Genomic DNA, 26,119 nt, shown 5'->3' on the forward strand with positions numbered 1-26,119 from the left:
GCTACCCCACGTCCGGTCCAAGATTCCGGCGGCGCGTCAGGACCAGCATCGCGGCGCCGATCAGGACGAGCAGCCCGCCGCTTCCTGCGATCTTCGCCACCGGGGCGCCGGTGATCGGCAGCGACTCGCCCCCGCCGGTCCCGCCCGCCGGCGTCGTGGTGGTGGCGGTCGCGGTGGGCGTCGGCGAGGACGTCGGTGAGGGCGACGTCGTGGCGGAGGGCGACGGCGACGGCGAGGTCGTCACGGGCGCCACCTTCACGCCGATCGCGGCCTTGTTGTCGGCCTGGTTTCCATCCTGGGCGAGGATCTCGACCGTTCCGGCCGCGCCACCCGACTTGATCTTGCCGGTGAACGAGAACAGCGCCTCGTCGCCCATGCGCAGCACCCCGGCCGGTCGGCAGACATATGCGCCGCCGGTGACGAGCGCACACCGCTCGTCGGCCTCCGTCACCTCGACACCCGCGGGCAAGGTCACGGCGACTTCCACAGCGCGGGCGGCCGCCGGGCCGTCGTTGCGAGCGCCGACCTTGACGGTACGAGCGTCACCCACCGCCCCGTCGAAAGTCCCGCCCACGGCCACGAGGTTCGCCGGGTTCGCGGACACGGCGACGGCGAAGGTACGTACGTTGTCCCAGTCGTTCAGCTCCGAAGGATCGGGAGCGGGCGCCGCACTCGTCGTCACCGGCTCGGCGCGGAGAGCGGAGCCACGGGACTTCCGGGCAGTCGCCGGCACCTCGCGGAGATCGTCATCCGTGAGCCCGACGACGAAGGCGCCCCCGATGTACGTACCGGGGCCGGGCGTGTCCTCGGCCACGTGCAGGCGCATCGGCGTACCGGCGGAGATCTTGACCATGTCGCCCGGCTGGACCGGGCCGTCGAAGACGCACACCGTCCCGCCGAGCTCGTCCTCGGCAAAGCAGTTGCTGTAGAGCACCGGGAAGTCGAGGAACTGGTCGCCGGTGAGCACGAGCCCGAAGCCGGCCGGCGCCTCGGTGCCGGTGTTGGTGAGGGCGATCGGCACATCGGCGGACGCACCGGCGGCGAGCCGGAAGTCGTCGATCGGCGCCAGCTCCAAGTCGACGCCGCCCTCGGGCGCCCGGACCGCCGTCACGCGCTCCTGCGTGATCCACTTGCCGTCCGCGCCCTGCAGGCCGACGGTGAACTCCTCGCCGAAGCGGTCCAGGTCGTCGGTCGGATCGATGCTGACCCGCACCGCGGCCCGACCGCCGGGCGCCACGTCACCGACCGGGCAGGCGTCCGCGGCGCAGCCGGCCGGCAGAGCGAGACCCACGGCGGCCGGTGCGTCGAATCGCACCTTGGCCCCGGTCAGCGCCGCGCCACCCCCGTTGACCACGGCGATCTCGACGGACTTGGGCTGGCCGGCGACGGTGTAGACGTAGCCGGGCACCTCGAGGTTGAGCTCCGGAGCCGGGTCAGGATCGGCGTGAGCGGGCAGGCCGGCGCTCGCGGTGGCGAGGGCGACCAGGGTGACGGGCAGACCGATCCGGCCCAGCAGGGTGCGCAGACGCATAATCGCGCACCCTAACGACGGAACGATCTCGGGGCGACCCCGACTGTCTATATCGGACTTTCAGACCTCGGCGAACGTCGGGCCGTCCTCGGGCAGCGGCGGCACCTCACCGCGCAGCGCCGCCCGCCGGGCGAACTCGCGCAGGCCCGCGATCTGCCGCTCCCCCAGCGAGAAGTCGAGCGCCCGGAAATACGTGGCGAGCGTCTCCGCGTCGAACGGCTCCCAGCGCGCACCGGCCTCGGCGACCGCGTCCAGCTCCTGGAGGGAGAGGTCACGCGAGCGCTGGAACGCCTCGTGCACGTCCTTGACCAGCCCGGGGTGCGCCGCGGCGAAGTCCTTGCGGACGGCCCACACCGCGAACACCATCGGCAGGCCGGTCCACTCGCGCCACGCCTCGGCCAGGTCGACGACCGTCAGCCCCTGCTTCGGCGCCTCGTAGTTGGCCCGCAGCGCCGGGTCGCCGATCAGCACGGCGGCGTCGGCCTCGAGCAGCATCTGACCGAGCTCGGGCGGGCACCGGAAGTATTCGGGCTCGGCGTTGTACTGCTCGGTGAGCAGCATCTGGGCCAGCATCACGCCGGTGCGCGAGGTCGAGCCCAGCGCGACCGGCCGCCCGTCGAGCTCGGCGAGCGGACGGGTGGAGACGATGTTCACCGACAGCACCCGGTCGGCCGCCCCCACCGCCAGATTGGGCAGGAGCAGCAGCTCGTCGGCGTGCCGCAGATATTCGACAAGCGTGATCGGCCCGATGTCCAGATCGCCGGCGACCAGGGCCGCGCTCAGCTTCTCCGGGGTGTCTTTGTGCAGGTCGACGTCGAGCAGGGCACCCGAGCGCATCAGGCCCCAATAGATCGGAAGGCAGTTGAGAAACTGAATGTGCCCGACCCGGGGGCGCTGTGCGGGGGCGTCGTCACTCATCCTCCGACGCTATCTCCGCCACCCGCCTCCGCCGCCTTTGAGGGAGCAACATCACGTCCGTCCGGCCCCAGCCGTCCCACTGGCATAAATCGGTCGCAGCATCGGAGCGGCGGACGTCAGGCGACCTTGAGTTCGCCGGGGCAAGAGTAAATGGGTCGCTGCGGTCACGTGACGCGCGTAGGGTTGTCGGTCGCGCTTTCTTCTCTTTGGGCACTGCCGACACCGCACCTCGACGGAGCGCCGGGCGGCCCCCAGCCGGACCATCGCACCGACGCCGGAAGGTTCCTCGGATGACGCTGCCTGCCCACACCGACCTGGACGACGATCTCGCGGCCGAGCGCCGCCATCTGGTCGAGTCCCGCGCCGCGCTGCACCGGATGCGGGGGCGGGCCGAGTCGCTCTTCTCCACCGCCGACACCGTCGCCGGGGACGCCTTCGCCGCCGAGACGCTCGGGCGGGCCCTGTCGCGCCGGGTGAAGGAGCTGGCCGACGATCCGAACACGCCGCTCTTCTTCGGCAAGCTCGACGTGACGGACGCGGCCTTCCACATCGGCCGGCGGCACGTCACCGACGACGCCGGGGAGCCGATGGTGCTCGACTGGCGGGCGCCGTTGTCGCAGTCGTTCTACCAGGCCAGCGTGCGGGATCCGCGGGGCGTGGCGACCCGGCGCCGGTTCGGGTTCGTCCGGGGCGAGCTGACCAGCTTCGAGGACGAGCACCTGGACCGCGGCGAGGAGCTGGGCACAAGCAGCCGCATCCTGACGGCCGAGATCGAGCGGCCGCGCGTGGGGCCGATGCGGGACATCGTCGCGACGATCCAGCCCGAGCAGGACGAGCTGGTCCGGGCCGAGCTGGAGGACTCCATCTGCGTGCAGGGCGCGCCCGGGACCGGCAAGACCGCGGTGGGTCTGCACCGGGCCGCCTTCCTTCTGTACGCCCACCGCGAGCGCCTCCGCCGCACCGGCGTGCTGGTCGTGGGGCCGAACACGGCGTTCCTCTCGTACATCGCGGCGGTCCTGCCGGCCCTCGGTGAGATCGAGGTGCAGCAGTCCACGGTGGAGGCATTGATCGAGCGGTTCCCGGTCAAGAGCAAGGACACCGACGCGGCGACTTTCCTCAAGCACGATCCACGGATGGCCGACGTGCTGCGCCGGGCCCTGTGGGGACGCCTGGCCAAGCCCACCGAGCCGATCATGGTGTCCGACGGCTCGTACCGCTGGCGCATCGACACCGAGCCGCTGCGCCGCCTCGTCGACGAGGCCCGCCGCGAGGGGCTTCCCTACGCCGTGGGTCGCGAACGGGTCCGTGCCCGGGTGGTCGGGCTGTTGCAGCGGCAGTCGGAGTACCGGACCGGCAACTCGCCCAGCGAGACGTGGCTGCGCAAGATGGCGAAGGTCACCCCGGTTCGTGACTTCCTCGACGCCGCCTGGCCCGCCGTGACCCCGGAAGCCCTCGTGGTGACCCTGCTCACCGACGCGGAGGTGCTGGCCCGGGCGGCCGACGGCATCCTGACCGCCGAGGAGCAGGCCACGCTGCTGTGGGCCAAGGCCCCGAAGACTCCGAAGTCGGCCAAATTCAGCGCCGCCGACCTGCTGCTGCTCGACGAGGCCGCCGGCCTGCTCGAGCGTGAGGGCAGCTTCGGCCACGTGGTGGTGGACGAGGCCCAGGATCTGTCACCCATGCAGGCCCGGGTCATCGCCCGGCGCAGCGAGCACGGGTCGATCACGCTGCTCGGGGACCTGGCCCAGGGCACGGCACCGTGGGCGGCGGCCCGGTGGCAGGACACGCTCGGTCACCTGGGCAAGCCCGATGCTGCCGTCGTTCCGCTCACTGTCGGGTTCCGCGTGCCCGCGGCGGTCGTGGCTCTCGCCAACCGGCTGTTGCCTGCGCTCGCGGTGGACGTACCGGAAGCGGTGTCTCTGCGTCGCGACGGTGACCTGGCCGTGATCGCCGTGCCGGACCCTGCGGAGCTGGATGCCGCGATCCTGGTCGAGGTGACCGCGGCGCTGGAGCACGAGGGATCCGTCGCGGTCATCGCGGCGGACGCGGCGGTGGACCGCCTACGCGGGCACCTCGCCGCCGCCGGCATCGAGACCGCGAGCGCCGACGACCCCGAGTCCGAGGCGCGCGTCATTGTGGTGCCGGCCACGCTTGTCAAAGGCCTCGAGTACGACCATGTCGTCGTCGCCGAGCCGGCGGACATCGTGGCGGCCGAGCCGCGCGGGCTGCACCGCCTCTACGTCGTCCTGACCCGGGCGGTCTCCCGGCTCTCCGTGGTGCATGCACAGCCGCTGCCCGAGCCGTTGCGCTGAGTGACGCGGGAGGGCACAGACCCTAGGCATTTCAGTTGAACTTCCGACTGGACAGTTCGCTGGATGGCGTCGCGGTGCCACTATCTAGGGCGTCTTGTGTGCTGGCCGAGAAGTGGGGGGCCATGACCGACCCGATGCCGGGCGTGCCCAACTGGGTGGATCTGGGCACCGCCGACCTCGCGGACGCGACCCGCTTCTACTCCCTGCTGTTCGGCTGGGAGGCGGACGTCTCCGGCGAGGAGTACGGCCACTACACGACCTATCGCCTCGACGGCCGCGCCGCCGCCGGCGCCGGCCCCCTCGCGGGCATCGGCCAGCCCACCGCGTGGAGCACCTACATCAGCACCGACGACGCCGACGCGGTCACCGAGCGGGTAGCCGCCGCGGGCGGCAAGGTGCTGGTCCCGCCGTTCGACGTCATGTACCAGGGCCGCATGGCCGCCTTCCTCGACCCGGCCGGCGCCCCCTTCAGCGTCTGGCAGCCCGGCACCATGAAAGGCGCCGACGTCTTCGACATCCCCGGCGCCCTCACCTGGAACGAGCTGGTCACCCGCGACATCGAGGGCAGCGCCGCCTTCTACGGCACGGTCTTCGGCTGGGTCGCCCGGGAGAGCGCGATGGGCGAGCTCCCCTACATCGTCTGGGAGCACCACGGCGAGACCATCGCCGGCATGCTGGGCATGGACGACAACTGGCCCCAGGACCTCCCGGCGCACTGGATGATCTACTTCGCCGTGATCGACTGCGACGACTCCGCCGCGTACGCCCAGAGCCTCGGCGGCCGCGTCATCCACCCGCCGACCACCCTCCCCATCGGCCGCTACGCCGTCCTCGAAGATCCCCAGGGCGGCGTCTTCGCCATCCTGCAGGGCCAGGCCTGATCGCCTTTCGAATTTTTCGAATAGGAGTACGCTTGGCCTCATGGGTTCCAAGCTGCGCGAACGCACCGTCATCCCACCGGACGACCTGTCGTCGCTGACCCGTTTCGCCAACGGTCTTGCCCGGAACGACACGCGCGCGCCGGCCCGCTTGATCGGCCCTGACGGCTCTGAGCTGGAGCTGCCGGACGATCTGTATGACCTCCTGCGCGATGTGGTGACAGCCCTCTCGCACGGTGTCGCTGTCTCGATCGCGCCGCGCAACACCATGCTGACCACGCAGGAAGCAGCGGATTTGCTCAACATCTCGCGGCCCACCCTCGTCCGCCTGCTTACCGACGGAGAGATCCCCCACAACCTGCGCGGAAGACATCGTCGCGTTCTGCTGCGCGACGTGCTCGACTACCAGGATCGGATAAGGGACGACCGGCGGCGGGCCCTGGACCAGATGACCGTCGAGGCGGAAGAAGACGGCTTGTACGACCTCACGGCACAGCCGGAAAACATGCGGTGAGGCCGGGTCGTGCCGTTACCCGCCATGCTCGATACCTGCGTCCTTTTTCCTTCGACGCTTTGTGACACGCTTCTGCGCATCGCGAGTACGCGGACCTTTCGACCGCTATGGTCGGCCGACATCATGACCGAGTTGCACCGCAGCTTGGTCAAGAAGGGCCTGGCCGCGGATCGCGCCGACCGCCGCATCGGGCACATGAACCGCTTCTTTCCCGATGCCATGGTCAGCGGCTACGAATCGCTCGTGGGCCAGATGACAAACGACCCGAAGGACCGGCATGTTCTCGCCGCGGCGGTGCGAGCCGGCGCCGAAGTCATTGTCACTTTCAACCTCGGCGACTTCAGAACCACCGACCTGGCGCCCTATGACGTCGAGGCGGTGAGCCCGGATGACTTCTTGCTCGACCAGCTCGATCTCTATCCGGCGGTGACAATCCGGGCGCTCGAGGCGCAAGCGGCAGCCCATCGACGAGAGCCGAAGACCGTGCCCGGCATCCTGGCGGCATTGGAGCGCTGCGGTTTGCCCGGTTTCGCTGCGGAGGTGCGTCGGCACCTGTGACAGCCCAAGGCGGCCGGTCGACCGCCTTGGGGACGCTCGTCAGCAGTAGGTGCTCTGCTTGCCGATCACGCGGTAGGGGCAGTCGGCGATCTCGGCGAGCTGGAGGGCCGCCTCGCGGTTGCGGGTGGTCTCGCGGGTGATGACGCTGGCCGGCGGGTAGAAGCCGCCCGCCGAGCTACTCGTCGGGTACATCTCGAAGGTGTAGGCGAAGATCTTGTGGGTGCCCCACAGGTAGTCGAGCAGGTCGCCGTCGGTGACGTAGAGGGCGCTGGACTGCTCCGGGGTGTAACCGTTGGTCGCCGCCATCTGCCGGCCGAGCGTGGCGAAGGTGTTGTACTGGTCGGCCGTCATGCCGGTGGTGGTGGTCGCCGAGGTGTGACCGAAGGGCCACAACACCAGCTCCGAGTACGTGTGGAAGTCCATCGCGGCCTTGATCTGCTGGACACCGCCGATGGCCCGGCTGAGCACGAAGTCGCGGACGACCTTGGTCTCCGGGGCGGAGAAGGCCGCCGTGCCCCGGTACGTCTCCGAGGACGTGCTGCCCGACGAGCCGCCGCAGCAGCCCCACTTGTAACCGTAGTTGCGGTTCAGGTCGGTGCCCACGTAGGAGGAGCCGCTGTTGGGCTGACGGTTCTTGCGCCATGAGCGGTAACTGCCGGTCGCGATGTCGTACTCGGAGCCGTCCGGGTTGACCGACGGGATGATCCAGAGTTCGCGCGAGTCGACGACGCTCTTGACCCGGCTGTCCGTGGCGTAACTGCCCGTGTAGAGCTTGAGCAGGTAGAGGGCCATCTCCACCGTCAGATGCTCACGGGCGTGATGGTTGGCGTCGTAGAGGACCTCGGGCTCGCTCTCGTCCGTACCCACGTTGTCCGAGATCTTGACCGCGACGATGTCGCGCCCCTCGTAGGTCTTGCCGAGCACCCGCTTCGAAGCGATCGACGGGTACGCCGCCACGGTCGCGTTCACCTCGGCGATCATCTCGGCATAGTTGTGGTACGCGGCGTCGCGCGACGGGAAGTCCAGCGTGGACGGGCCATCGGTCTCGCCGCTCGTGTCCACCGCGCGAACGGTGAAGCCGAGCGACCGCAGCGACCGCACCTCACGGTCCGTGGCGGTGATCTCCACGACGGCGTGCTCGACCGCGTCGATCGAGGCGCCGGTGGAGGCGATGAGGTTGCGCTGGGCGAGGGTGCGGACGTCATAGATCTCGTACGCGGCGGGGGCGTCGGCGCGCGGCTCCGCGGTGGCGGGTTGCGCGCCGGTCGCCCCGGCGGCGATGAGGGCCAGGCCGGCCGTGGCGGCCGCGAGCAGGCCGGTGACGCGTCGTCGTCTCATGAACGACCTCCGGGGGGTGTCAGAGGGTGTCCGGGCCCTGTCACCCCATCACCGGACATCGACGCTTGGCAATGCCGTTGGCGTGCCTGCCGACCATGCCAAACTGCCCCCTACGCCGACATGATGACCGCCGGCGACCACGGCCGGCCGCCGCCATCAGCGTCTTCTCGGCGCGCGCCGGTTGTCGCGTGGGCCAGCCGGATTCGTCGGATTTGGCGGGCGCGCGGGCGTCTCCGCAGCCGTCCGCGCGAGTGTTTGTGCGGCCGTCCGCGCGAGTGTTTGTGCGGTCAGTCGACCTTGTCGGCCTTGGCGGGCGCGACCGGGGCGCCTTCCTCGGCCAGCGTCACCCGGTCGCCCGCGGCGGCCGCCGCCTCGTCCCCGGCCAGGGCGGCGCGGAGCCGCTCCTTCTCGGCGGACCGGCGCTCGGCGGCCGAGCCCAGCTGCTCGGCCATCTCGTTGCGCCACTTCGCCAGCAGGAAGTACGAGAACGCGGCCGACGCGACGAGCGCGATCATGGCCTTGACCAGGAAGTTCAGCGGCACGGGCAGCAGCAGCGCGAAGACCACGACGAACAGTCCGAAGCGGCCCAGCGTGTACTTGAGGGCGGGATTCATCACCAGACTCCTGTCAGCCGACCCGATGACTGAGCCATCGGAGGCCGTAGAACCAGACCAGGCAGTAGACCACGGTCAGCCCGAGCGCCCCCACCGTCCCACTGACCAGCGCGGGAAACGCCGGCGCCACGAGCCCGGCCAACGTCATGCCCACGGCGATCCCGAAGCCGGCCGCCAGCGCCGCCACGATGATCCGATAGGCGCCGTAGCCCGCCGCGCGAAACTCCTCGGTGAACAGCCACACCGGCAGCACGATCGCGATCCAGCCGCTGGCGTCCCCGAACTCCGAGGCGCGGATCAGAGCCATCGCGCCCTCGAAGATCAACAGGATGACAACCCCGGACGCCAGCCCGGCCAGCGCCACCCCGAGCAGATCCTGGACAGTCGCCAGCCGCCCGTCCGCATCCCGGCGCGGGCGTCGCACACTCTCGGTCTCCGCCATGACAACCACAGGGTACGCCGTACCCCGCCCGCCCCTTCAGCCCACACCCGCCCACCAGCCCGAACCTCCCGGGCCGAACCGAAACGCCCCCATCCCAGCGCCCAAGGCACCCGAGGCCGCGAACAGGCTCGCAACGACCCACGAGCCGCAACCGAATCACGGCAAACCGGACGCCGCGAGTGGGTGCGGCCCGCCAAGGGCACGCGACCAGGCGCCGGGAGCCCGAGAGCCGCAGACGCCTCCAAGGTGACCAAGGGCGGCGCGCGGGGCCGGGCCGACCCCGACGCGCGGTCCGGGCGCCCGGGTCAGGCCCAGACGCGCTGGGGTTCGCTGCGGCGCTCGGCCAGGGAGATCGGCTTGTCGTATTCGCGGACGACCTCGTAGCGGGTGTTGCGCTCGACCGGCTGGAAGCCCGCGTCGGTGATCAGCTCGAGGAGGTCGTCGCGGTGCATGGTGTGGGGGGTGCCGTAGGCGTCGGCGTCGTGGGTGATCTTGTATTCGACGACCGAGCCGTCCAGGTCGTCGGCGCCGAAGTTGAGGGACAGCTGGGCCACGGAGAGGCCGTGCATGACCCAGAAGCACTTGAGGTGCGGCACGTTGTCGAACATCAGCCGGGACACCGCGAACGTCTTCAGCGACTCGGCCGGCGCCGCCATCGTGGTGCGCTCTTGGAGGCGGTTGCGGATCTTGCCGTCCGCCGAGTCGACGAAGTCGTGCTGGTAGCGCAGCGGGATGAACACGGCGAAGCCGCCCGTCTCGTCCTGCAGCTCACGCAGGCGCATGACGTGGTCGACGCGGTGGCGGGGCTCCTCGATGTGGCCGTAGAGCATGGTGGCCGGGGTCTTCATGCCCTTCTCGTGGGCGAGCCGGTGGATCCGCGACCAGTCCTCCCAGTGGGTGTCGTGGTCGACGATGTGCTGCCGGACCTCCCAGTCGAAGATCTCGGCGCCGCCGCCGGTCAGCGACTCGAGCCCGGCGTCCATCAGCTCGTCGAGGATCTCGCTCGCCGGCAGTCCGCTGATCTTCTCGAACCACTGGACCTCGGTCGCCGTGAAGCACTTGAGCTTGACATTCGGCAACGCGGCCTTCAGCTCGCGGAGCACCTTGGGGTAATAGCGCCAGGGCAGCGAGGGGTGCAGACCGTTGACGATGTGCAACTCGGTGAGCTGCTCGTCCTCCATCTCCTTGGCCTTGGCCACCGCCTCCTCGATGCGCATCGTGTAGGCGTCCTTCTCCCCCGGCTTGCGCTGGAAGGAGCAGTAGGCACAGCTCGCGGAGCACACGTTGGTCAGGTTGAGGTGCCGGTTGACGTTGAACATCACCCGGTCGCCGTTGAGCTCGGTGCGCTTGTGGTGGGCCAGCCGCCCGAGCCACGCCAGGTCGTCGGACGCGTAGAGGGCTATGCCGTCCTCGCGTGTCAGCCGCTCACCCGCATAGACCTTGGCCTCCAGCTCACGCTTCAGTCCGGCGTCCACCCGAGCCCCCTCTCCCCGCATCGCTTCGGTGGATCGAGCGTACGTCCTGACGTTGCGTCAGGTTCCAGTCGTGCCGTCTCGGGTGCGGCGCAGGTCACGTCGTCACTCCGGCCCAGGTCACGTAACCGGCTCACGATTCTCAGGGTCCTTTCATCTTGCATCAATCGACAGCGGTACAGGTGTTGCGGTAAGACCATTAGGGAGCCGGGAACGCCCGGCGACAGGTCTCGGACGGGAGCGCATGCCGATGAAGAGGCAGCACCGGTTCACCTCGGCGCTGCGGGGACGGCCCTGGTGGCGTCCGGTCGTGCTGTCGGCGACCGCGGCTGCGGCCATTGCCGCCCTCTTCAACCCGATGCCCGCCTTCGCCGAGCCGGTCTCCCCCGGCGGCGTCCCGGTCGCCGTGCCGGACACCGGTTCCCGGCCGGTTCTGCCCGGCGCCATCACGCTGCCCGGTCAGCAGGGCGCGACCGGCGGCAGCACGGCCGCCTCGACGGTGAGCCCTGTCACGTCCACCCTGCCGACCGACCCGGTGCTCCGGAAGGTCGAGGCGGGGCGGGCCGAGCTCGCCACGCTCGGCGAGCAGCTGGCGAAGCTGCAGGAGGACATCACCCTCACGCAGACCCAGCTCGCCACCGCCGAGCAGAAGGCGGTCGACGCCCGCGCGGCGGTCACGCAGGCGCAGACCGAGGTCGAGGAAGCCGCCAAGACATCGGTACGCGACGCCGCCGCGCTCCCGCCCGGCACGCTCGGCTCGGGCCTGCAGGACCTCGACTCCCTGGCTCGCATCCAGCGCGGCGAGTCGGCCACGCAGGAGGCGGCGAGCCGTCAGCTGGGCATCGCCCAGGCGGCTCTCGACGCGGCCCTTGCCGATCAGCAGGCCCTCGGCGCCAAGCTGACGCAGCTCGGCCAGCAGCAGACCACCCAGCAGACGGCCGTCGACCGGAAGACGACCGCTCAGCAGAAGCTCGAGCAGGACAACGCCGCCGTCATCAGCGCGGCCGACACGGCCGAGGCGGCTCAGGACGCCGCGATCGGGCAGGGCATCCTCGCCGGCGAGACGGCCGGCCGGGGCGCCGACCCGCGGGCCCTCGCGGCGCTGCAGATCGCGCTCGCCCAGCGCGGAGACCCGTACGTGTGGTCGGAGGAAGGCCCGAACGAGTTCGACTGCTCCGGCCTCATGTATTACTCCTACCGCTCGGCGCAGGCGGGCAGCTTCCCGCTGGTCCGGGTGTCGCGCGACCAGTACTACCAGACCCGCGGCAAGACGGTCGACCGCTACTCGCTGCTCCCCGGCGACCTGCTCTTCTTCAGCTCCACGAGCAGCTGGACGGGCATTCACCACGTCGCCATGTACGCGGGCGAGGGCATGATGGTCGAGGCGCCGCGCACCGGTCTCGACGTGCGGCTGACGCCCGTGCGCTGGACCCGGCTGTTCGCCGCGACCCGCATCTACGGCTCGGTCGAGGGCGTCGTCGAGGGCCCGAACCTGGGCGCCCCCGACCCGGAGACGCCGAGCGACCACACGCCGGCGACCCGGCCGACGAGCCCCACCAACCCGGGTTCGCCGCAGCAGCCGACCACGCCGACAAAGCCGACCACACCCACCAAACCCACCAAGCCGGGTACGCCCACCAAGCCCAGCAACCCGGGCACGTCGCCGAGTAACCCGGGCACCTCCCCGAGCAACCCGGGCACGTCGCCCAGCAACCCCGGCACGTCGCCGAGCAACCCGGGCACCTCCCCGAGCAACCCGGGCACGTCGCCCAGCAACCCCGGCACCTCGCCCAGCAACCCGAGCACGACGACGCCGGCCACCCCGAGCGAGGAGCCGTCGACCCCGGCGACCACGACGACGCCGAGCCCGGAGGAGACCACCAAGGCTCCGACCGAGAGCGCCCCGGCCTCGGAGACGACGAAGACCCCGACGGAAGAGACGACGAAGACCCCGACGGAGACGACGAAGGCGCCCACGGAGACCACCAAGGCGCCCACCGCGACGACGAAGTCACCGTCGGAGTCGGCCGCGAGCTCGGCGTCGGCGGAAGCGTCCGCCTCGGCCAAGGCGTCGGCCGAGGCCAAACAATCCAGCTAGATCCTTTCTCGCTGGTCACGCCCGTTCGCAGGGGTAACACGCGCCGCGCGGACGGCCGACGCCGGATGCGCTCACGAGCACTGATATGGCACGGTGGTTACCAGCGCCCGGCAACCGGCTTGCCCGGCGTCCGGTAGTTGGCGCCGGCGCACCGCGTGGCGGCGATCGGGAGGACCCATGGACGAGCAGCAGGCGGGATCGGGCAGCGACGGCACGAAGCCGGCGGCTGCGCGATCTTCGGCGAGCAGCTCCCCGCCCCACGGCACGCCGAAGCCCGAGCAGCCCCACGACGACCAGCCGCAGGACGACCAGGGCTACCGCCCGCCGCCGCCCCCCGGCCCGGGCGCCCTCTGGCCCCCGGCCGCCCCCGCCCGGACGACCTCCCCGGTCTCGACCCCGCCCTCCGGCGCACCCGCCACTCCCGGCGCCGCCCCGACCTCCGGCGCGGCGACGACTCACGGCACGGCACCGACCTTGGGCACGGCACCCACCTCAGGCACGGCGACGACTTACGGCGCAGCCTCCGCAGCGGGGAGCGCAGCCCCCACCTCAGGCGGAGCCTCGACCGCGGGCGCGGCGACGACTTACGGCACGGCATCAGCTTCCGGCGCGGCGCAGGCGTCCTCGGCGGCCAGTGCGACTTCGGCGTCCAATGCGGCCTCGGCGTCCAGTGCGGCTCCGACGTCGGGCGCGGTGTACGGCTCCAAGCCCAGCTCCGCCCCGGTGTCCGGCTCGGTCTACGGCAGCTCGTCGAAGCCCGCCGCCGCCCCGGTCTCCGGTGGTCTCTACGGCACGCGACCGGCTGCGGCCCCCGTCTCGGGTTCCGCCGCCGTGCCGCTCAACACCGCTCCGAAGTCAGCCCCGCCCGCAGCGGCCGGCTCGGCGTCGCCCGTCTCGTCATCGGGAAGCTCGGCGTCGGGCAGCTCATCATCCGGCAGCTCGGTGTCAGGCAGCTCGGCATCGGGCAGCTCGGCGTCGCCAGCGGCATCCGTTTCGGCGCCGGGCGGTCAGGGGTTGGCGCCGGGCGGTGAGGGGGAGGACCGCACGGCCTTCTTCCCGAGCTCGTCCGGCAGCGCAACCTCTGGCACCGCGACCTTCGGCAGCGCAACCTCAGGCACCGCGACCTCCGGCACCGCCAAGTCCGCCGACGCCGCGGAGCCGGATCTGCCCGAGCCGTCGACCCCGGAGCCGCGCCCGGCGAAGCCCGAGCCGCAGCGCCCCACCCCGGCGGACCCCACCGAGCCGCTCAAGCCGGAGCCCGCGCCCGTCCCGGCGCCGCCCGGCCCCGGACCGTCGCCCACGCCGCCCGGCCCCACGCCGCCCGGTCCTGATCCGTCGCCCACGCCGCCCGGACCGGGCCCGTCGCCCGTGCCGCCTGGTCCCGGGCCGTCGCCCACCCCGCCCGGCCCCGGACCCTCGCCGGTGCCGCCGGGGCCTGGGCCCTCGCCCGTACCCCCTGGTCCTGGGCCTTCGCCCACGCCGCCGGGGCCCCACCCCTCGCCGGTGCCGCCGACGCCGCCGGTGCCTTTCCCCGCCCCACCCGCCCTCGGCGGCGGTGCGACCGGGCTGCCGAGCTATACAGTGCCGCCGACTTCCGCTACCGACCGAAGGATGCCGGTGCCCACCCCGCCCGCAGACGCCACCATGCCCATCAACACCGCCTTCGCCGCCGGGTCGCAGTTCCCGGCCACGCCGCAGGCCGATCAGACCATGCCGATCTCGACCGCGATGCCCGGCTCCGACCGGACGATGCCGGTGCGCAACGACGAACCCGAGTCCGACCGGACCATGCCCATCAGCACGGCCGCCGCGCAGGCCGCCGCCGCGGGGACGTCCTTCGGGGTCGGCGCATCGGGTGGATCACGGCACCCGTTCGGGCAGCCGCCCGCCCCAGCCGGGGGCCCCGGAACGTACGGGTCGGGTTCCGGACAGACGTCGGTGCCGCAGCAGCGGGAGCAGGCCGGCGTGTACGGGGGCCTGGCCGACTACGCGCCCGCCGAGATGACGATGCCCATCAGCATGAACGCGGTCGAGAACTCGGGCTCGCTGACCGGGCACATCCTGGCCCAGGGCTGGCGTGACGTCCCCGAGGTCCAGCGGCGCAGCAACGTCAAGGTCGTCGTGGCGATGCTGGCGGTGCTGGGCTTCCTGGTGGGCGTCAGCCTGCTGTTCGTCTTCACCGTGGGCGACGCGTTCAGCGACATGATCGGTGGCGTTTTCTCGGGCTGAGTTGTCGGAGCGACCCGCGGACCCTAAGCTGGCGAGGTTGCGCCGAGGGTGAGTCTGCCCACTACCGGCGCGGAATGCGGGCCGGGTCGCCGACGTTGACCCGTACACTGATGACAGTAATTGACCTGGCGTGCCCTCGACGGGCACGCCACGGGCGTTCTTGCGGGAATTTCAGCAGCGGGCTTCAAGGTTTCCGCGGCGGATCGCGAGCATGCGCCCCCGTAGAGAGGTTCTCTTGACCACTTTTGCTGACCCCAGCACGTTCCCGTCCGTCTTCGAATCCCCCTCCGCGGCGTCTGCCGCCGAGACGGTGAACACCGCTGCCGAGACCACCGAGCCGGCGCAGGTCCCCGCGACCGCCGCCGCTGTCGAGGCCGCCCCCGCCGCCGAGACGACCGCCGCCGACGCGGCCGCGCCCACCCAGGCGCAGAACGAGACCACCGCGCCCGCCGAGGCGCAGAACGACACCACCACGCAGGCCGACGCGAACCAGGACGTCACCGAGGAGCCGGCCGCCGTCGCGCTGCCCAGCTTCGCCGAGCTGGGCCTGCCCGCTGAGCTCGTCCGCGTGCTCAACCGCGAGGGCATCACGACGCCCTTCGAGATCCAGGCCGCGACCCTCCCGGACGCGCTGGCCGGCCGGGACGTGCTCGGCCGTGGGCAGACCGGCTCGGGCAAGACGCTCGCCTTCGGCCTGCCGGTGCTCGCCCGCGTCGCCCAGGGGGGCCGGGCCCGCCCGCACCACCCCAAGGCGCTGATCCTGGTGCCCACCCGTGAGCTGGCCATGCAGGTCGCCGACTCGCTGATGCCGCTGGGCCGGTCCGTGGGCGTGTTCCTCAAGACCGCCGTCGGCGGTGTGCCCTACGACCGGCAGATGGACGCGCTGCGCCGCGGCGTCGAGGTCATGGTCGCCACCCCGGGCCGCCTCGGCGACCTGATCGAGCGGGGCGCGTGCAAGCTCGACGACGTCGAGGTCACCGTCCTGGACGAGGCCGACCAGATGGCCGACATGGGCTTCCTGCCCGAGGTCACCGAGCTGCTGGCCAAGACGCCGGCCCGGGCGCAGCGCCTGCTGTTCTCGGCGACGCTCGACGGCGACGTCGACACGCTGGTCAAGCGGTTCATGAACGACCCGGTGACGCACTCGACCGCCCCGGCCGAGGCGAGCGTGTCCACCATGGACCACCACCTGCTGCTGATCCCGCCGCACGACAAGTTCCCGATCACGTCGTGGATCGCCAACCGTGAGGGCAAGACGATCGTCTTCGCCCGTACGCAGATGGGCGTCGACCGGCTGGTCGACCAGCTCGCGGCGGTCGGCGTCCGCGCCGGCGCGCTGCACGGCGGCAAGACCCAGCGGGTACGCACCCGCACGCTGGCCGAGTTCAAGGAAGGCCGCACGAACGTGCTGGTCGCGACCGACGTGGCCGCCCGTGGCATCCACGTCGACGGGATCTCGCTCGTCGTGCACGTGGACCCGCCGAAGGACCCCAAGGACTACCTGCACCGGGCCGGTCGCACGGCTCGCGCGGGCGAGTCGGGCGCCGTGGTGACGCTGGTGCTGCCCAAGCAGCGCCGCAGCACCCAGTCCATGATGCAGAAGGCCGGCGTCTTCCCGGGCGAGGTGCGCGTGCGCCTCGGCGACGAGAAGCTGGCCGAGATCACCGGCGCCCGCGAGCCCAGCGGCATCCCGGTGAAGGACGAGCCGGAGCCCCGCCGCGAGCGTGGCGACCGTCCGCGCCGCTTCGGCGACCGCCCCCGTGGCGGTTACGGCGACCGTGACCGCGGTGGCTACGGCGACCGTTCGCGCGGTGACCGTGGCGGTTACGGCGACCGGTCGCGCGGCAGCTTCGGCGAGCGCGACCGCGAGCGTGGCAGCTTCGGCGACCGTCCCCGCACCGACCGCCCGTTCGGCGACCGGCGTCCGGCCGGCGACCGCGGCGGCTACAGCGGCGGCGACCGCGGGGGTTACAGCGGCGGCGACCGCGGTGGCTACGGCGACCGGGCCGGTTCGGGCGAGCGCGGCGGCTACAGCGGCGGCGAGCGCGGCGGCGACCGGGGTGGCTACGGCGGCGACCGTTCGTCGCGCAACTTCGGCGACCGCACGGGCGGCTTCCGGCGCGAGACCGGCCGCAACGACCGTCGCGACCAGGGCGGCAACCGCTACTCCAGCGGCCGCCCCGCCCACACGCACTGACCAAGCACATGCGTTGACCAAGCACCACCTGGTAACAAGCAGCTGCAAGCACCACGCAGCACCGAGCAGCTGCAAGCGCCAAGCACCACGCGACGGCGAGCAGCTGCTAGCGCCAAGCACCACGCGACGGCGAGCAGCTGCTAGCGCCAAGCACCACGCGACGGCAAGCAGCTGCAAGCGCCAAGCACCACGCGACGGCGAGCAGCTGCTAGCGCCAAGCAAGCGGTAGAGGAGAAAGGCTCCCGGCTGACCCGGGGGCCTTTTTTCGTGGCAGCACCCGCCCGACGGGGTAGGAACAGACCATGCCCACCTCGCTCTTCTGGGAACGCCGCGACACCACCGGCGCCGAGCACGTCCTGGCCGACACGCGCGCCGGCCTCGTCGCCAAGGGCACGGCGCTGGCCGTGGACCCGATCGCCTACACGGCCACGTACGAGCTGCGCACCGACCCGGACTGGGTCACCACGAGCCTGGACGTGTCCGCGGCGGGCGCGGGCTGGAAACGTACCGTCAGATTGGAAGCCGACGGCGGGCGATGGCGGGTGACCACCCACGAGGAGGGCGACCTCGACTCGGCGCTGGCGGCGACCGGTCACGCCCGCGCGGGGCTGGCCGGCATCGAGGATCCTGACCTGCTGCTCGGGGCGTACGACGTGGATCTGACCGGCTCCCCGCTGACGAACACGCTGCCGATCCGCCGCTTGAAGCTGCAGACCGAGGGCACGGGCGTCGCCCACCGGATCAGCGTCGCCTGGGTGCGCCTGCCCAGCCTGGAGGTGATCCAGGCGGACCAGATCTACACCGCGCTGGGCGACGGCAAGGTCCGCTACGCCAGTGAGACGTTCAGCGCCGACCTCACCGTCGACGAGGACGGTTTTGTCCGGGATTACCCAGGAATGGCCGCGCTCAAAAAACCTTAAGCGTTGTCCCTGATCCACGCCACGCACGTCTTGTCGACAGTGGCGAACGGCCGCCCGAACGCCGCCTCCGACGCCGGGTCGAGGTCTTTCTCCTCGCGCAGATACAGCCGTACGAACGTGAAGAGCGCCCGCTGCCCGTACTTCTCGGCCAGGCACGCCGCCGCGAAGTGCCCCAGCCCGTAGAAGCTGTCACCCTCCTCCTGCCGCGCGTCGGTCGCCATGGCCTTCGTGGCGATGCTGGTGGGCGGGTTGTCGCCGGTGACCAGGTCGTGCACCGAGCCGCGGCGCCAGCTGGCGGTGGCGGGCTCGGGGTACCAGCCGATGTACTCGGCGATGCCCTCCTTGAGCCACATGTCGCCGGACCCCCAGTCACGGCGGTGCAACGTGCCGATCGTCACCACGTGACCGAGCTCGTGCTGCACCGTCGTCTCCAGCAGCCGCCGGTCCTTCGAGAGCGCGTCCATGTTGAGGACGACGTCCATGCCGGCCTCCCCGAGCGGGACGGCATAGCCGACGACCCACTTGTCGTCGATGCCGCCGTACCAGCTCTTCCACTGCTTGGCCCCGGCGAGATAGACGCGGTAGCGCTGCTGCGGATTGCCGACGAGGGTCGCGAACTTGTCGTTGACCAGCGCGGCGGCGTCGGCGATCGGCAGGACCGAGGCGAAGTGCTTCTTCTGCGCGGGAAGGGCGGCGAGGGTCACCCGCTTGCCCTGCGCGAAGACGAGCCCGCCCTCGTCCCACGGCGGCGGCTGGAAGTCGTCCTCGCTGCGCTCGGTGCTCGACGCGGCGATCACCCAGCGGCCGGCGACCGGCTTCAGTGTGACGCGGTGCTCCAGCACGGGCGCGGTCGCGGCCGTACATGTGGTGCCGGTCAGGCAGTAATGGATCCGGGCGCGGGCGTTGATGACGTCAAAGGAGTCGCCGGACGCGAGGAGGTCGTAGTCGAAGCGGCTGACGCCCAGCGACCGCAGCGACGCGAACATCGCCTCGTAGCGGGACCGGAGTGACGGGGCGACCGCCGCGAGCCATCCGGCGGAGTCGCCGCTCAGCAGGGCCGCGGACTGCTGCTTCAGCGAGGCGCGGGCGGCCTCGAGCGGCGTCGGCGGACGGGCGACAGCGGGGCGGACGGCTGTGGCCAGCATGTCCCGGCCCGCAACGAGCGCGACGACGGCGACGAGCGCCAGCACCGCGAGGAGCAGGGGACCCCGCCGGCGCCGGCGCTGCGGAGCGGGAGGCAGATCCGCGAGGGAGAAGTCGCCGCGCTGCCGCGGAATGAGCGGGTGGGCCACAGCGGCACGGGCCGGCTGACCGTCATCCGCCACGAGCACTCCTCGAACGTGAATCGCTTGGGGGCCACGATCCTCCCATGGAACAGCCGCTCAGGAACCCCCACTCCACTCTCCGGTGGACAGGAAGAGGTCCACCGCATGAAAGAAGGGGGTGATCGACAGCCCCTGGTCGGCCACCCAGGCGTCCGAGTAGTACGTGTCCGCGTACCGCTCGCCGCCGTCACAGATGAGCGTGACGACCGAGCCGCCCCGCCCCTCGCGCAGCATCTCCGCGATCAGCCCGAAGGCGCCCCACAGGTTGGTGCCCGTCGACCCGCCCACACGCCGGCCCAGCACCGCCGAGCCCGCCCGCATCGCGGCGATCGACGCGGCGTCGGGCACGTGGATCATGCGGTCGACCACGGCCGGCTGGAACGACGGCTCGACCGAGGGCCGCCCGATGCCCTCGATGCGTGAGCCCCGGCCGGTCGAGACGGTCCAATCCTTCTTCTCGTACGCGGGAAAGAAGGCGGAACCCTCGGGATCCACCACCGCCAGTCGCGTGGCGAACCGCCGGTACCGTGTGTACCGCCCGATCGTCGCGCTCGTGCCACCCGTACCGGCGCCCACCACGATCCACGCCGGCTCGGGGTACCGCTCGAGGGCCAGCTGGGCGTACACGGACTCGGCGATGTTGTTGTTGCCCCGCCAGTCGGTGGCCCGCTCGGCGTAGGTGAACTGGTCCATGAAGTGCCCGCCCAGGTCGGCGGCCAGCCGCTGCGCCGTGGCGACCACCGCCGTCGGATCGGCGACCAGGTGACACTTGCCGCCCTGGAACTCGATCAGCGAGATCTTCTCCGGCGACGTGGCGGCCGGCATGACCGCGATGAAGTCCAGCCCGAGCATCCGCGCGAAGTAGGCCTCACTCACGGCCGTCGAGCCCGACGAGGCCTCGACGATCGTGGTGTCCGGGCCGATCCAGCCGTTGCAGAGGGCGTACAGGAAAAGGGAACGCGCCAGACGGTGCTTGAGCGAGCCGGTGGGGTGCGACGACTCGTCCTTGAGATAGAGGTCGATCCCCCAGCGCGCGGGCAGCGGGAAGGGCAGCAGGTGAGTGTCCGCCGAGCGGTTGGCGTCGGCCTCGACGAGCCGGATGGCCTCGGCGGCCCATTCCCGGCTCATCGGGCGGCCAGGTCGCGGCCGGGCTGCGGGCGGTTCTCCCACTTGGTGGAGAGGGCGATGGCCGTACGCGTGGACGCCACCCCCGGCGTCCGGTTGACCCGCACGATGAGCTGCTCGAGCTCGGCGATCGTCCCCACCCGGACGGTCAGCTGGTAGGACTCGACGCCGGCCATGAAGTAGCACGACTCGATCTCGGGCATGACCCGCAGCGCCGCGAGCACGTCGTCGGTGTCCGCGCCGGAGTCCTCGACGATGCTGATCAGCGCGGTGATGCCCAGGCCGATGGCGTCGGGCTCGACCTCCGCCCGGTACGCCCGGATCGTCCCCGCGGTCTCCAGCTTGCCCACCCGCTCGTGCACGGCCGGGGCGGAGAGGCCCACCTGCCGGGCGAGTTCCGCGTAGGAGGACCGGGCGTTGTCCCGGAGCAGGTCAATCAGGCGCAGATCGATGGCGTCCATGTCAGCAAAGGTTAGTGTGGGCCCGGCAGGTGTTCACGCCCGGTAGCGGGCGACGACCGCCCGGCCGCGCAAGAATAACGGCCATCGGAGCAATCGGGGCTTTTTCCGCATTTCAGCGACTTGCTGTTTTGCCCGATGCTCTAATGGCTGTACGTCCCGATCGAGCACGCCGACACGCACCGTGACCACCGGCGCTCCCACAACGAACGCGAGGAGAGGGCCGTGGACACTGGAGATCGACTGCTGACGCCCGGGGAGGTTGCCGCACTTTTCCGGGTCGACCCCAAGACCGTGACGCGCTGGGCGGCCGCCGGACGCATCGGCAGCATCCGGACTCCGGGTGGCCACCGGCGCTTCCGCGAGTCGGAGGTGCGGGCGCTGCTCGAAGGCGAGGGCGCCGCGGTCGTCGAGGAGATGCGCGAGGACGACGCGCAGAACAGGCCTCGCAACCAGGGGCCGTCGAACCCGGGTGGCGGTTACGGTCCGCCCAACGGGCTGCGCTGATTGAGTTCGCCGCGCCACCGCTGAAACAGGTCGTGCGGCACGCCGAGAGCATCGAGCACCTTGCCGGCCACAAAATCGACGAGCTGCTGGGCCGTGGCGTCCGCGCCCGCGCCGTAGAAGCCGGGCGACGCCGGGAGCACGACGGCCCCGGCGTCCAGGAGGGCGATCTGGTGCTCGAGGTGGCTGCGGGTCACCGGGGTCTCGCGGGGCACGACGACCGTGCGCCGGCGCTCTTTGAGGTTGACCTCGGCCGCGCGCTGCAGCAGGTCCTTGCTCAGCCCGATCGCGATGCCCGCGCAGGCCGCGGTGCTGGCGGGCACCACGGCCATGCCCTTCACCGGGTACGAGCCGCTGCTCGGCCCGGCGGCGAGGTCACCGGCCGGCCAGTACGCGAGATCCGCCTGGCCCAGGTCCCGCGCAAGCCAGGCGGCCACATCGTCTTTCCAGTGGGCGTCCCGCACGGTCGCGCCCGTCTCGTCGAGCAGGGTGAGCCGGGCGGCCTTCGAGACGACCAGGTCCACGGCCTCGCCGGCGTCCAAAAGCGCTCCGATCACGGCCTTGGCATAGGGCGTGCCGGAAGCTCCTGAGACGCCGACGATCCACGGGGTTCGCATGCCCTCAAGCATGCACCGTCACTTGGTCGCGCCGGTGGCGTCGAACCAGGTCTTCTGGTTGTTCGCCGCGGCGAAGGTCACATTGTCGAGCACCTTGAGCAGCTCGTCGTCGGAGATCATGCCGCCGCCACTGAGCTCCAGGACGTAGTCGCCGCCCGGCGCCGCGATGTAGCAGAGCGACTCCGACTCGCACCACGACTTGTCGTCCTTGGCCGGGTACTTGGCGTACCACTTCGGGAAGACCTGCAGCTGCAGGAGCGGCAGCTGCTTGTCGCCGACGACGTACGGGTCGAGGATGTTGTCCTTGAGGCCCGTGAACGGCAGGTCGCCCTTGAGCAGCAGCGCGTAGGAGCTACCCTCCAGCGGGATGGCCATCTCGTTGTACGTGGTGCCGGCGGCGGCCAGCTCGTAGCCGTCGGGCACGTAGCCGAGCTTGAAGCCGATCTTCACCGGCGCGGTCGCGCCCACCTTGAGGCCCTTGGCGACGGCGGCGAGCTCCTTCGCCTGCAGCTCCTCGCCGCCGTGGAACTTGATGACGGCCCAGGCGTCGTCCGCGTACTCCCAGGCGTAGGTGCCGTCGTTGCCCGGCTTGCCCTTCTTGGGGTCACCGCCGACGCCCTCGGTGAAGTACGCGTCGCCGGTCTTCTCGCCCTTCTTGACCACCGACGGGTCGAAGGCGCCCGGCTTGAAGACGGTGAGCGCGGCGACCTGGTTGCCGACGTCCCGCTGCTTGCCGTTCTCGTCCTCGAAGACCTGACCCCGGCCCGGGGCGGTGATCGACGCCACCTCGTAGCCGGGCGTGACCAGGATCGCCTTGGAGACGGACAGGTCACCGACGCGGTAGGGCGCGAAGTTGGCGGTGAAATCGCCGTCGGGGTAGGTGAACGGCTTGGCCGACGGCTTGGCGGCCGGGGCCGCGACCTGGGTGGCGGGGGTCGTCGTTTCGCCCCCCGGCAGCAGCTGCGGGACGGCGACCGCACCCGCGACAGCGAGGACGGCGGCGGCCGCGCCGGTGCCCACCCACATGGTGCGCACCTTGCGCTGCTGCTTGCGGCCGGCGGCGACGAAATCGTCGACGGAGTAACGGGGACTGGGCGCGTCCGACTTCGCGTCGCGCAACATGTCAGACAGCTCGGGCTTCACGACGGTTCTCCTTGGTGATGAAGACCTCGGTGCCGAGGATCTGGCGCAGCGCGTCCAGCCCCCGGGAGGTGTAGCTCTTGACCGTTCCCTCGGGGCAGCCCAGCGTCTCGGCGGTCTCCCGGACGCTCAGGCCCTCCAGATAGCGCAGGGTCAGCACGGCCCGTAGCCGCTTGGGCAGCTGCTGCAACGCCTGGCGGACCTTGAGGCGGTCGTCGACGTGGCCGGTGCTGTCGTAGGGCAGCGGCCGGTCCGGCATCGCGTCGCTCTGCGCCCGCTCCCGCCGCCACCAGGGGCGCCGGGTCTCGTCGATGGCCGCGCGGACCACCGCGGTGCGGGCGTAGCCGGCGTGGTTGTCGATCCGCCGCCACTTCACGTACAGCTTCGCGAGGGCGGTCATCACCGCGTCCTCGGCCGCCTGCCAGTCGCCGCACGTGAGATACGCCAGGCCGCGCAGTGAGTCCATCTGCGCGGTGACGAAGTCTCGAAACTCCGTGTCTCTGTCGCTCACGGGGATTAGACGGGAACGGCGGCCGAGGAGGTTACATCACGATCAGGTCAAGGAGCGCGAACACGAAGAGGGCGATGCCCACGAACCCGTTCGCGGTGAAGAAGGCCCGGTTGACCTTGGTGAGGTCGTTCGGCGTGACGACGACGTGCTGGTAGACGAAGGCCGCCGCGGTGAGGAGCAGTCCGATCCAGTAGAACCAGCTCAGATCGACGAGGAAGCCGAACCAGACGAACAGCGCGAACGTGACGACGTGGGTCACGGTCGAGATGTGCAGCGCGGTCCGGACACCGAAACGGGCCGGGGTGGAGTGCACCCCGATCTGCCGGTCGATCTCCACGTCCTGGCAGGCGTAGATGATGTCGAAGCCGCCGATCCACAGGCCGACCGCGACGCCGAGCACCCAGGCCGGGCCCGAGCCGTCGAACGTGCCGGTGATCGCCAGCCAGGCGCCGACCGGGGCCACCGCCTGCGCCAGCGCCAGCACGTAGTGCGGGAAGTTCGTGAACCGCTTCGCGTACGGGTAGACGACGAGCGGGATCACGGCCAGCGGCGACAGCGCCAGGCACAGCCAGTTGAGCAGGGCCGCGGCAGCGAAGAACACCACCAGCGAGACGGCCGCGCCGGTCCACGCCGTGCGCACGCTCACCGCGCCGGTGACGAGCTCCCGGTTCTTCGTACGCGGATTGAGGGCATCGATCTTGCGGTCGAGGATGCGGTTGGCCGCCATGGCGAACGTGCGCCCGGCGACCATCGCGACCGTGACCAGCACCAGGTCGAGCCAGTGGACGCCGGTGCCCAGGCGGTCCATGGCGACCAGCGCCGACAGATAGGCGAAGGGCAGCGCGAACACCGAGTGCTCGATCGCCACCAGCCGCAGGAAGGCCTTGACCTTGCCCGGCTTCTCGGGTGCCGCCGGCGCCAGCGCTGTCATATGCCGTATTCCTTCCACCGCTTGTCCACCAGGGCGCTCACCTCGGGCGCCATGGTCATCGCCTCCGGCCAGCCCCGCGTGTAGCCCTCGGTAGGCAGCTTACGGGTGGCGTCGATCCCCGCCTTGCCGCCCCAGAACTGCTGGTAGGACGCGTGATCCAGGTGGTCCACCGGGCCCTGGGTGACGACCAGGTCGCGGTCGTAGTCGACGTTGCCGAAGGCGCGGAAGGCGACCTCGTTGTAGTTGTGGACGTCGCAGTCCTCGTCGACGACCACGATCAGCTTGGAGAGCGACATGAGGTGGGCGCCCCAGATCGCGTTCATGATTTTCTGCGCGTGCTTGGGGTAACGCTTGCGAATCGAGACGATGACGCAGTTGTGGAAGACGCCGGCGGCCGGCATGTCGTAGTCGACGATGTCCGGGATCAGCATCTTGAGCAGCGGCAGGAAGATGCGCTCGGTCGCCTTGCCCAGGCCGTGGTCCTCCTGCGGCGGCTGCGACGTGACGATCGAGTGGTAGATCGGCTGCTTGCGCATGGTCATGGTCTCGACGTGCAGCACCGGGAAGGGCTCGACCGGCGTGTAGAAGCCGGTGTGGTCGCCGAAGGGCCCCTCCGGCAGCCGCTCGCCCGGCTCCAGATAGCCCTCGAGGACGATCTGCGCCTCGGCCGGCACCTGCAGCGGCACGGTCAGGCAGTCGACCATCTCAACCCGCTCGCCGCGCAGATAGCCCGCGAACAGGTATTCGTCGATGTCGCCGGGCAGGGGCGCGCTCGCCGCATAACTCACGACCGGGTCGCAGCCGATCGCGATGGCCACCGGGAGCCGCTGCCCGAGCCGCTCGGCCACCGCGTGGTGAGCGGTGGAGTCCTTGTGGATCTGCCAGTGCATGCCCAGCGTGTTGCGCGAGTGCTGCTGCAGCCGGTAGAGCCCCAGGTTGCGCTTGCCGGTCTCGGGGTGCTTGGTGTGGGTCAGCCCGAAGTTGTGGAAGATGCCGCCGTCGCCCGGCCACACCTGCAACCCGGGCAGCTTGTTCAGGTCGACCTCGTCGCCGGAGAGCACGACCTCCTGGCAGGGGGCGCTCTTCACCTTCTTGGGCGGGAGCGACTTGAGCTGCAGCACCTTGCCGAGCCCCTCGCGGATGCCGGACCAGCCGACCGGCAGCTCGGGCTTGATCATGGCGCCGATCCGGTCGCCCACCTCGTCGAGCCGGTCGACACCCAGGGCCATCGCCATGCGCTTCTCGGTGCCGAAGAGGTTGATGACGATCGGCATGTCGCCACGCGTCGGATTCTCGAACAGCAGCGCCGGGCCGCCCGCCCGGACCGTGCGGGTGACGATCTCGCTGATCTCCAGCGTCGGATCGACCGGGACGCGCACGCGGCGCAACTCGCCGGCGGCCTCCAGGGCCGCGATGAAGCTCTGCAGATCGGGGTGAGGAAAGCCGCTGGCCATGGGGACCAGTCTTTCACCCGTCACCCGTGGATC

The 26,119-nt window shown here is 71.0% G+C and carries 23 protein-coding genes and 1 pseudogene; 9 read left to right on the plus strand and 15 right to left on the minus strand.

Features of this window, described 5'->3' with window-relative positions; all coding sequences use genetic code 11:
* Position 1: 1 nt before the first annotated feature.
* Positions 2–1,531 carry a COG1361 family protein gene (locus RAN62_RS27975; RefSeq protein ID WP_305787759.1) on the minus strand — a complete coding sequence of 510 codons (1,530 nt, stop codon included), beginning with the start codon at positions 1,529–1,531 and terminating at the stop codon, positions 2–4.
* 60 nt (positions 1,532–1,591) lie between these two features.
* Entirely contained in the window at positions 1,592–2,449 is an 858-nt protein-coding gene (locus tag RAN62_RS27980; protein WP_305787760.1) for a menaquinone biosynthetic enzyme MqnA/MqnD family protein, read from the minus strand.
* A gap of 290 nt (positions 2,450–2,739) precedes the next feature.
* Between RAN62_RS27980 and RAN62_RS27985 the strand changes: the two genes are divergently transcribed.
* The 4 genes from RAN62_RS27985 (at position 2,740) to RAN62_RS28000 (ending at position 6,711) form a co-directional block, all read left to right on the plus strand.
* Positions 2,740–4,761, plus strand: coding sequence for a HelD family protein (locus RAN62_RS27985; protein ID WP_305787761.1), 2,022 nt, complete (start codon positions 2,740–2,742; stop codon positions 4,759–4,761).
* Positions 4,762–4,883: 122 nt separating this feature from the next.
* Positions 4,884–5,642, plus strand: a complete 759-nt coding sequence (locus tag RAN62_RS27990; RefSeq protein ID WP_305787762.1) for a VOC family protein — start codon at positions 4,884–4,886, stop codon at positions 5,640–5,642.
* Positions 5,643–5,682: 40 nt separating this feature from the next.
* The gene (locus tag RAN62_RS27995) at positions 5,683–6,153 is read left to right on the plus strand and encodes a helix-turn-helix domain-containing protein (RefSeq protein WP_305787763.1); all 471 of its coding nucleotides are present in this window, start codon (positions 5,683–5,685) and stop codon (positions 6,151–6,153) included.
* 24 nt (positions 6,154–6,177) lie between these two features.
* On the plus strand, positions 6,178–6,711 hold the full coding sequence (locus RAN62_RS28000) for a PIN domain-containing protein (RefSeq protein WP_305787764.1): 534 nt from the start codon (positions 6,178–6,180) through the stop codon (positions 6,709–6,711).
* 42 nt (positions 6,712–6,753) lie between these two features.
* On the opposite strand, the pseudogene RAN62_RS28005 reads toward RAN62_RS28000, so the two are convergent.
* The 4 genes and pseudogenes from RAN62_RS28005 to mqnE all read right to left on the minus strand — a co-directional run.
* Positions 6,754–8,049, minus strand: a pseudogene (locus tag RAN62_RS28005) (M14 family metallopeptidase); the annotation flags it as partial.
* A gap of 287 nt (positions 8,050–8,336) precedes the next feature.
* Positions 8,337–8,663: a DUF4229 domain-containing protein gene (locus RAN62_RS28010; RefSeq protein ID WP_305787765.1), complete on the minus strand. Its 327-nt coding sequence runs from the start codon at positions 8,661–8,663 to the stop codon at positions 8,337–8,339.
* Between the two features lie 13 nt (positions 8,664–8,676).
* Positions 8,677–9,105: a hypothetical protein gene (locus RAN62_RS28015; RefSeq protein ID WP_305787766.1), complete on the minus strand. Its 429-nt coding sequence runs from the start codon at positions 9,103–9,105 to the stop codon at positions 8,677–8,679.
* 305 nt (positions 9,106–9,410) lie between these two features.
* Positions 9,411–10,580 carry an aminofutalosine synthase MqnE gene (gene mqnE, locus RAN62_RS28020; protein ID WP_305787767.1) on the minus strand — a complete coding sequence of 390 codons (1,170 nt, stop codon included), beginning with the start codon at positions 10,578–10,580 and terminating at the stop codon, positions 9,411–9,413.
* A gap of 247 nt (positions 10,581–10,827) precedes the next feature.
* Between mqnE and RAN62_RS28025 the strand changes: the two genes are divergently transcribed.
* Positions 10,828–12,675: a C40 family peptidase gene (locus RAN62_RS28025; protein WP_305787768.1), complete on the plus strand. Its 1,848-nt coding sequence runs from the start codon at positions 10,828–10,830 to the stop codon at positions 12,673–12,675.
* A gap of 584 nt (positions 12,676–13,259) precedes the next feature.
* Here the strand turns inward: RAN62_RS28025 and RAN62_RS28030 are convergent.
* A complete protein-coding gene (locus tag RAN62_RS28030) occupies positions 13,260–13,382 on the minus strand; it encodes a hypothetical protein (protein WP_305787769.1) in 123 nt (40 codons plus the stop codon).
* 904 nt (positions 13,383–14,286) lie between these two features.
* On the opposite strand from RAN62_RS28030, the gene RAN62_RS28035 reads away from it, so the two are divergent.
* From RAN62_RS28035 to RAN62_RS28045, 3 genes are all read left to right on the plus strand, one after another.
* The gene (locus tag RAN62_RS28035; RefSeq protein WP_305787770.1) at positions 14,287–14,904 is read left to right on the plus strand and encodes a hypothetical protein; all 618 of its coding nucleotides are present in this window, start codon (positions 14,287–14,289) and stop codon (positions 14,902–14,904) included.
* A gap of 235 nt (positions 14,905–15,139) precedes the next feature.
* Positions 15,140–17,101, plus strand: a complete 1,962-nt coding sequence (locus tag RAN62_RS28040) for a DEAD/DEAH box helicase (RefSeq protein ID WP_438874562.1) — start codon at positions 15,140–15,142, stop codon at positions 17,099–17,101.
* Positions 17,102–17,403: 302 nt separating this feature from the next.
* On the plus strand, positions 17,404–18,021 hold the full coding sequence (locus tag RAN62_RS28045; protein WP_305787772.1) for a putative glycolipid-binding domain-containing protein: 618 nt from the start codon (positions 17,404–17,406) through the stop codon (positions 18,019–18,021).
* Here RAN62_RS28045 and RAN62_RS28050 read toward each other — a convergent pair.
* From RAN62_RS28050 to RAN62_RS28060, 3 genes are read right to left on the minus strand one after another with little or no spacing between them, the layout of a single operon-like run.
* Positions 18,018–19,346, minus strand: a complete 1,329-nt coding sequence (locus tag RAN62_RS28050) for a gluzincin family metallopeptidase (RefSeq protein ID WP_305787773.1) — start codon at positions 19,344–19,346, stop codon at positions 18,018–18,020. The genes RAN62_RS28045 and RAN62_RS28050 overlap by 4 nt on opposite strands.
* Positions 19,347–19,403: 57 nt before the next feature.
* Entirely contained in the window at positions 19,404–20,474 is a 1,071-nt protein-coding gene (gene cds1, locus RAN62_RS28055) for an L-cysteine desulfhydrase Cds1 (RefSeq protein WP_305787774.1), read from the minus strand.
* Positions 20,471–20,932 carry an Lrp/AsnC family transcriptional regulator gene (locus RAN62_RS28060; protein ID WP_305787775.1) on the minus strand — a complete coding sequence of 154 codons (462 nt, stop codon included), beginning with the start codon at positions 20,930–20,932 and terminating at the stop codon, positions 20,471–20,473. Before RAN62_RS28060 ends, cds1 begins: the two co-directional genes overlap by 4 nt.
* Before the next feature lie 222 nt (positions 20,933–21,154).
* Between RAN62_RS28060 and RAN62_RS28065 the strand changes: the two genes are divergently transcribed.
* On the plus strand, positions 21,155–21,436 hold the full coding sequence (locus RAN62_RS28065; RefSeq protein WP_305787776.1) for a BldC family transcriptional regulator: 282 nt from the start codon (positions 21,155–21,157) through the stop codon (positions 21,434–21,436).
* Here the strand turns inward: RAN62_RS28065 and RAN62_RS28070 are convergent.
* Genes RAN62_RS28070 through RAN62_RS28090 form a run of 5 tightly spaced genes read right to left on the minus strand, consistent with a single transcriptional unit; the run spans position 21,409 to position 26,086 of the window.
* Positions 21,409–22,050 (minus strand): UbiX family flavin prenyltransferase, encoded by a 642-nt coding sequence (locus RAN62_RS28070; protein ID WP_305787777.1) that lies wholly within the window; start codon positions 22,048–22,050, stop codon positions 21,409–21,411. The two genes, RAN62_RS28065 and RAN62_RS28070, sit on opposite strands and share 28 nt — an antisense overlap.
* An 18-nt stretch (positions 22,051–22,068) precedes the next feature.
* Positions 22,069–23,193: a hypothetical protein gene (locus RAN62_RS28075; RefSeq protein WP_305787778.1), complete on the minus strand. Its 1,125-nt coding sequence runs from the start codon at positions 23,191–23,193 to the stop codon at positions 22,069–22,071.
* Entirely contained in the window at positions 23,174–23,701 is a 528-nt protein-coding gene (locus RAN62_RS28080; RefSeq protein WP_305787779.1) for a SigE family RNA polymerase sigma factor, read from the minus strand. Before RAN62_RS28080 ends, RAN62_RS28075 begins: the two co-directional genes overlap by 20 nt.
* Before the next feature lie 31 nt (positions 23,702–23,732).
* Positions 23,733–24,632, minus strand: coding sequence for a menaquinone biosynthesis prenyltransferase MqnP (mqnP, locus tag RAN62_RS28085; protein ID WP_305787780.1), 900 nt, complete (start codon positions 24,630–24,632; stop codon positions 23,733–23,735).
* On the minus strand, positions 24,629–26,086 hold the full coding sequence (locus RAN62_RS28090) for a menaquinone biosynthesis decarboxylase (protein WP_305787781.1): 1,458 nt from the start codon (positions 26,084–26,086) through the stop codon (positions 24,629–24,631). The genes mqnP and RAN62_RS28090 overlap by 4 nt, the downstream gene beginning before the upstream one ends.
* Positions 26,087–26,119: the final 33 nt, after the last annotated feature.

The sequence above is a fragment of the Symbioplanes lichenis genome, from assembly GCF_030709675.1.
Taxonomy (GTDB): Bacteria; Actinomycetota; Actinomycetes; order Mycobacteriales; family Micromonosporaceae; genus Actinoplanes; species Actinoplanes lichenis.

Coding starts and splice junctions, on each gene's coding strand:
- RAN62_RS27975 (WP_305787759.1), bottom strand. CDS start 1,531: ATGCGTCTGCGCACCCTGCTGGGCCGGATCGGTCTGCCCGTCACCCTG.
- RAN62_RS27980 (WP_305787760.1), bottom strand. CDS start 2,449: ATGAGTGACGACGCCCCCGCACAGCGCCCCCGGGTCGGGCACATTCAG.
- RAN62_RS27985 (WP_305787761.1), top strand. CDS start 2,740: ATGACGCTGCCTGCCCACACCGACCTGGACGACGATCTCGCGGCCGAG.
- RAN62_RS27990 (WP_305787762.1), top strand. CDS start 4,884: ATGACCGACCCGATGCCGGGCGTGCCCAACTGGGTGGATCTGGGCACC.
- RAN62_RS27995 (WP_305787763.1), top strand. CDS start 5,683: ATGGGTTCCAAGCTGCGCGAACGCACCGTCATCCCACCGGACGACCTG.
- RAN62_RS28000 (WP_305787764.1), top strand. CDS start 6,178: ATGCTCGATACCTGCGTCCTTTTTCCTTCGACGCTTTGTGACACGCTT.
- RAN62_RS28010 (WP_305787765.1), bottom strand. CDS start 8,663: ATGAATCCCGCCCTCAAGTACACGCTGGGCCGCTTCGGACTGTTCGTC.
- RAN62_RS28015 (WP_305787766.1), bottom strand. CDS start 9,105: ATGGCGGAGACCGAGAGTGTGCGACGCCCGCGCCGGGATGCGGACGGG.
- RAN62_RS28025 (WP_305787768.1), top strand. CDS start 10,828: ATGAAGAGGCAGCACCGGTTCACCTCGGCGCTGCGGGGACGGCCCTGG.
- RAN62_RS28035 (WP_305787770.1), top strand. CDS start 14,287: ATGCCGGTGCCCACCCCGCCCGCAGACGCCACCATGCCCATCAACACC.
- RAN62_RS28045 (WP_305787772.1), top strand. CDS start 17,404: ATGCCCACCTCGCTCTTCTGGGAACGCCGCGACACCACCGGCGCCGAG.
- cds1 (WP_305787774.1), bottom strand. CDS start 20,474: ATGAGCCGGGAATGGGCCGCCGAGGCCATCCGGCTCGTCGAGGCCGAC.
- RAN62_RS28060 (WP_305787775.1), bottom strand. CDS start 20,932: ATGGACGCCATCGATCTGCGCCTGATTGACCTGCTCCGGGACAACGCC.
- RAN62_RS28070 (WP_305787777.1), bottom strand. CDS start 22,050: ATGCGAACCCCGTGGATCGTCGGCGTCTCAGGAGCTTCCGGCACGCCC.
- mqnP (WP_305787780.1), bottom strand. CDS start 24,632: ATGACAGCGCTGGCGCCGGCGGCACCCGAGAAGCCGGGCAAGGTCAAG.
- RAN62_RS28090 (WP_305787781.1), bottom strand. CDS start 26,086: ATGGCCAGCGGCTTTCCTCACCCCGATCTGCAGAGCTTCATCGCGGCC.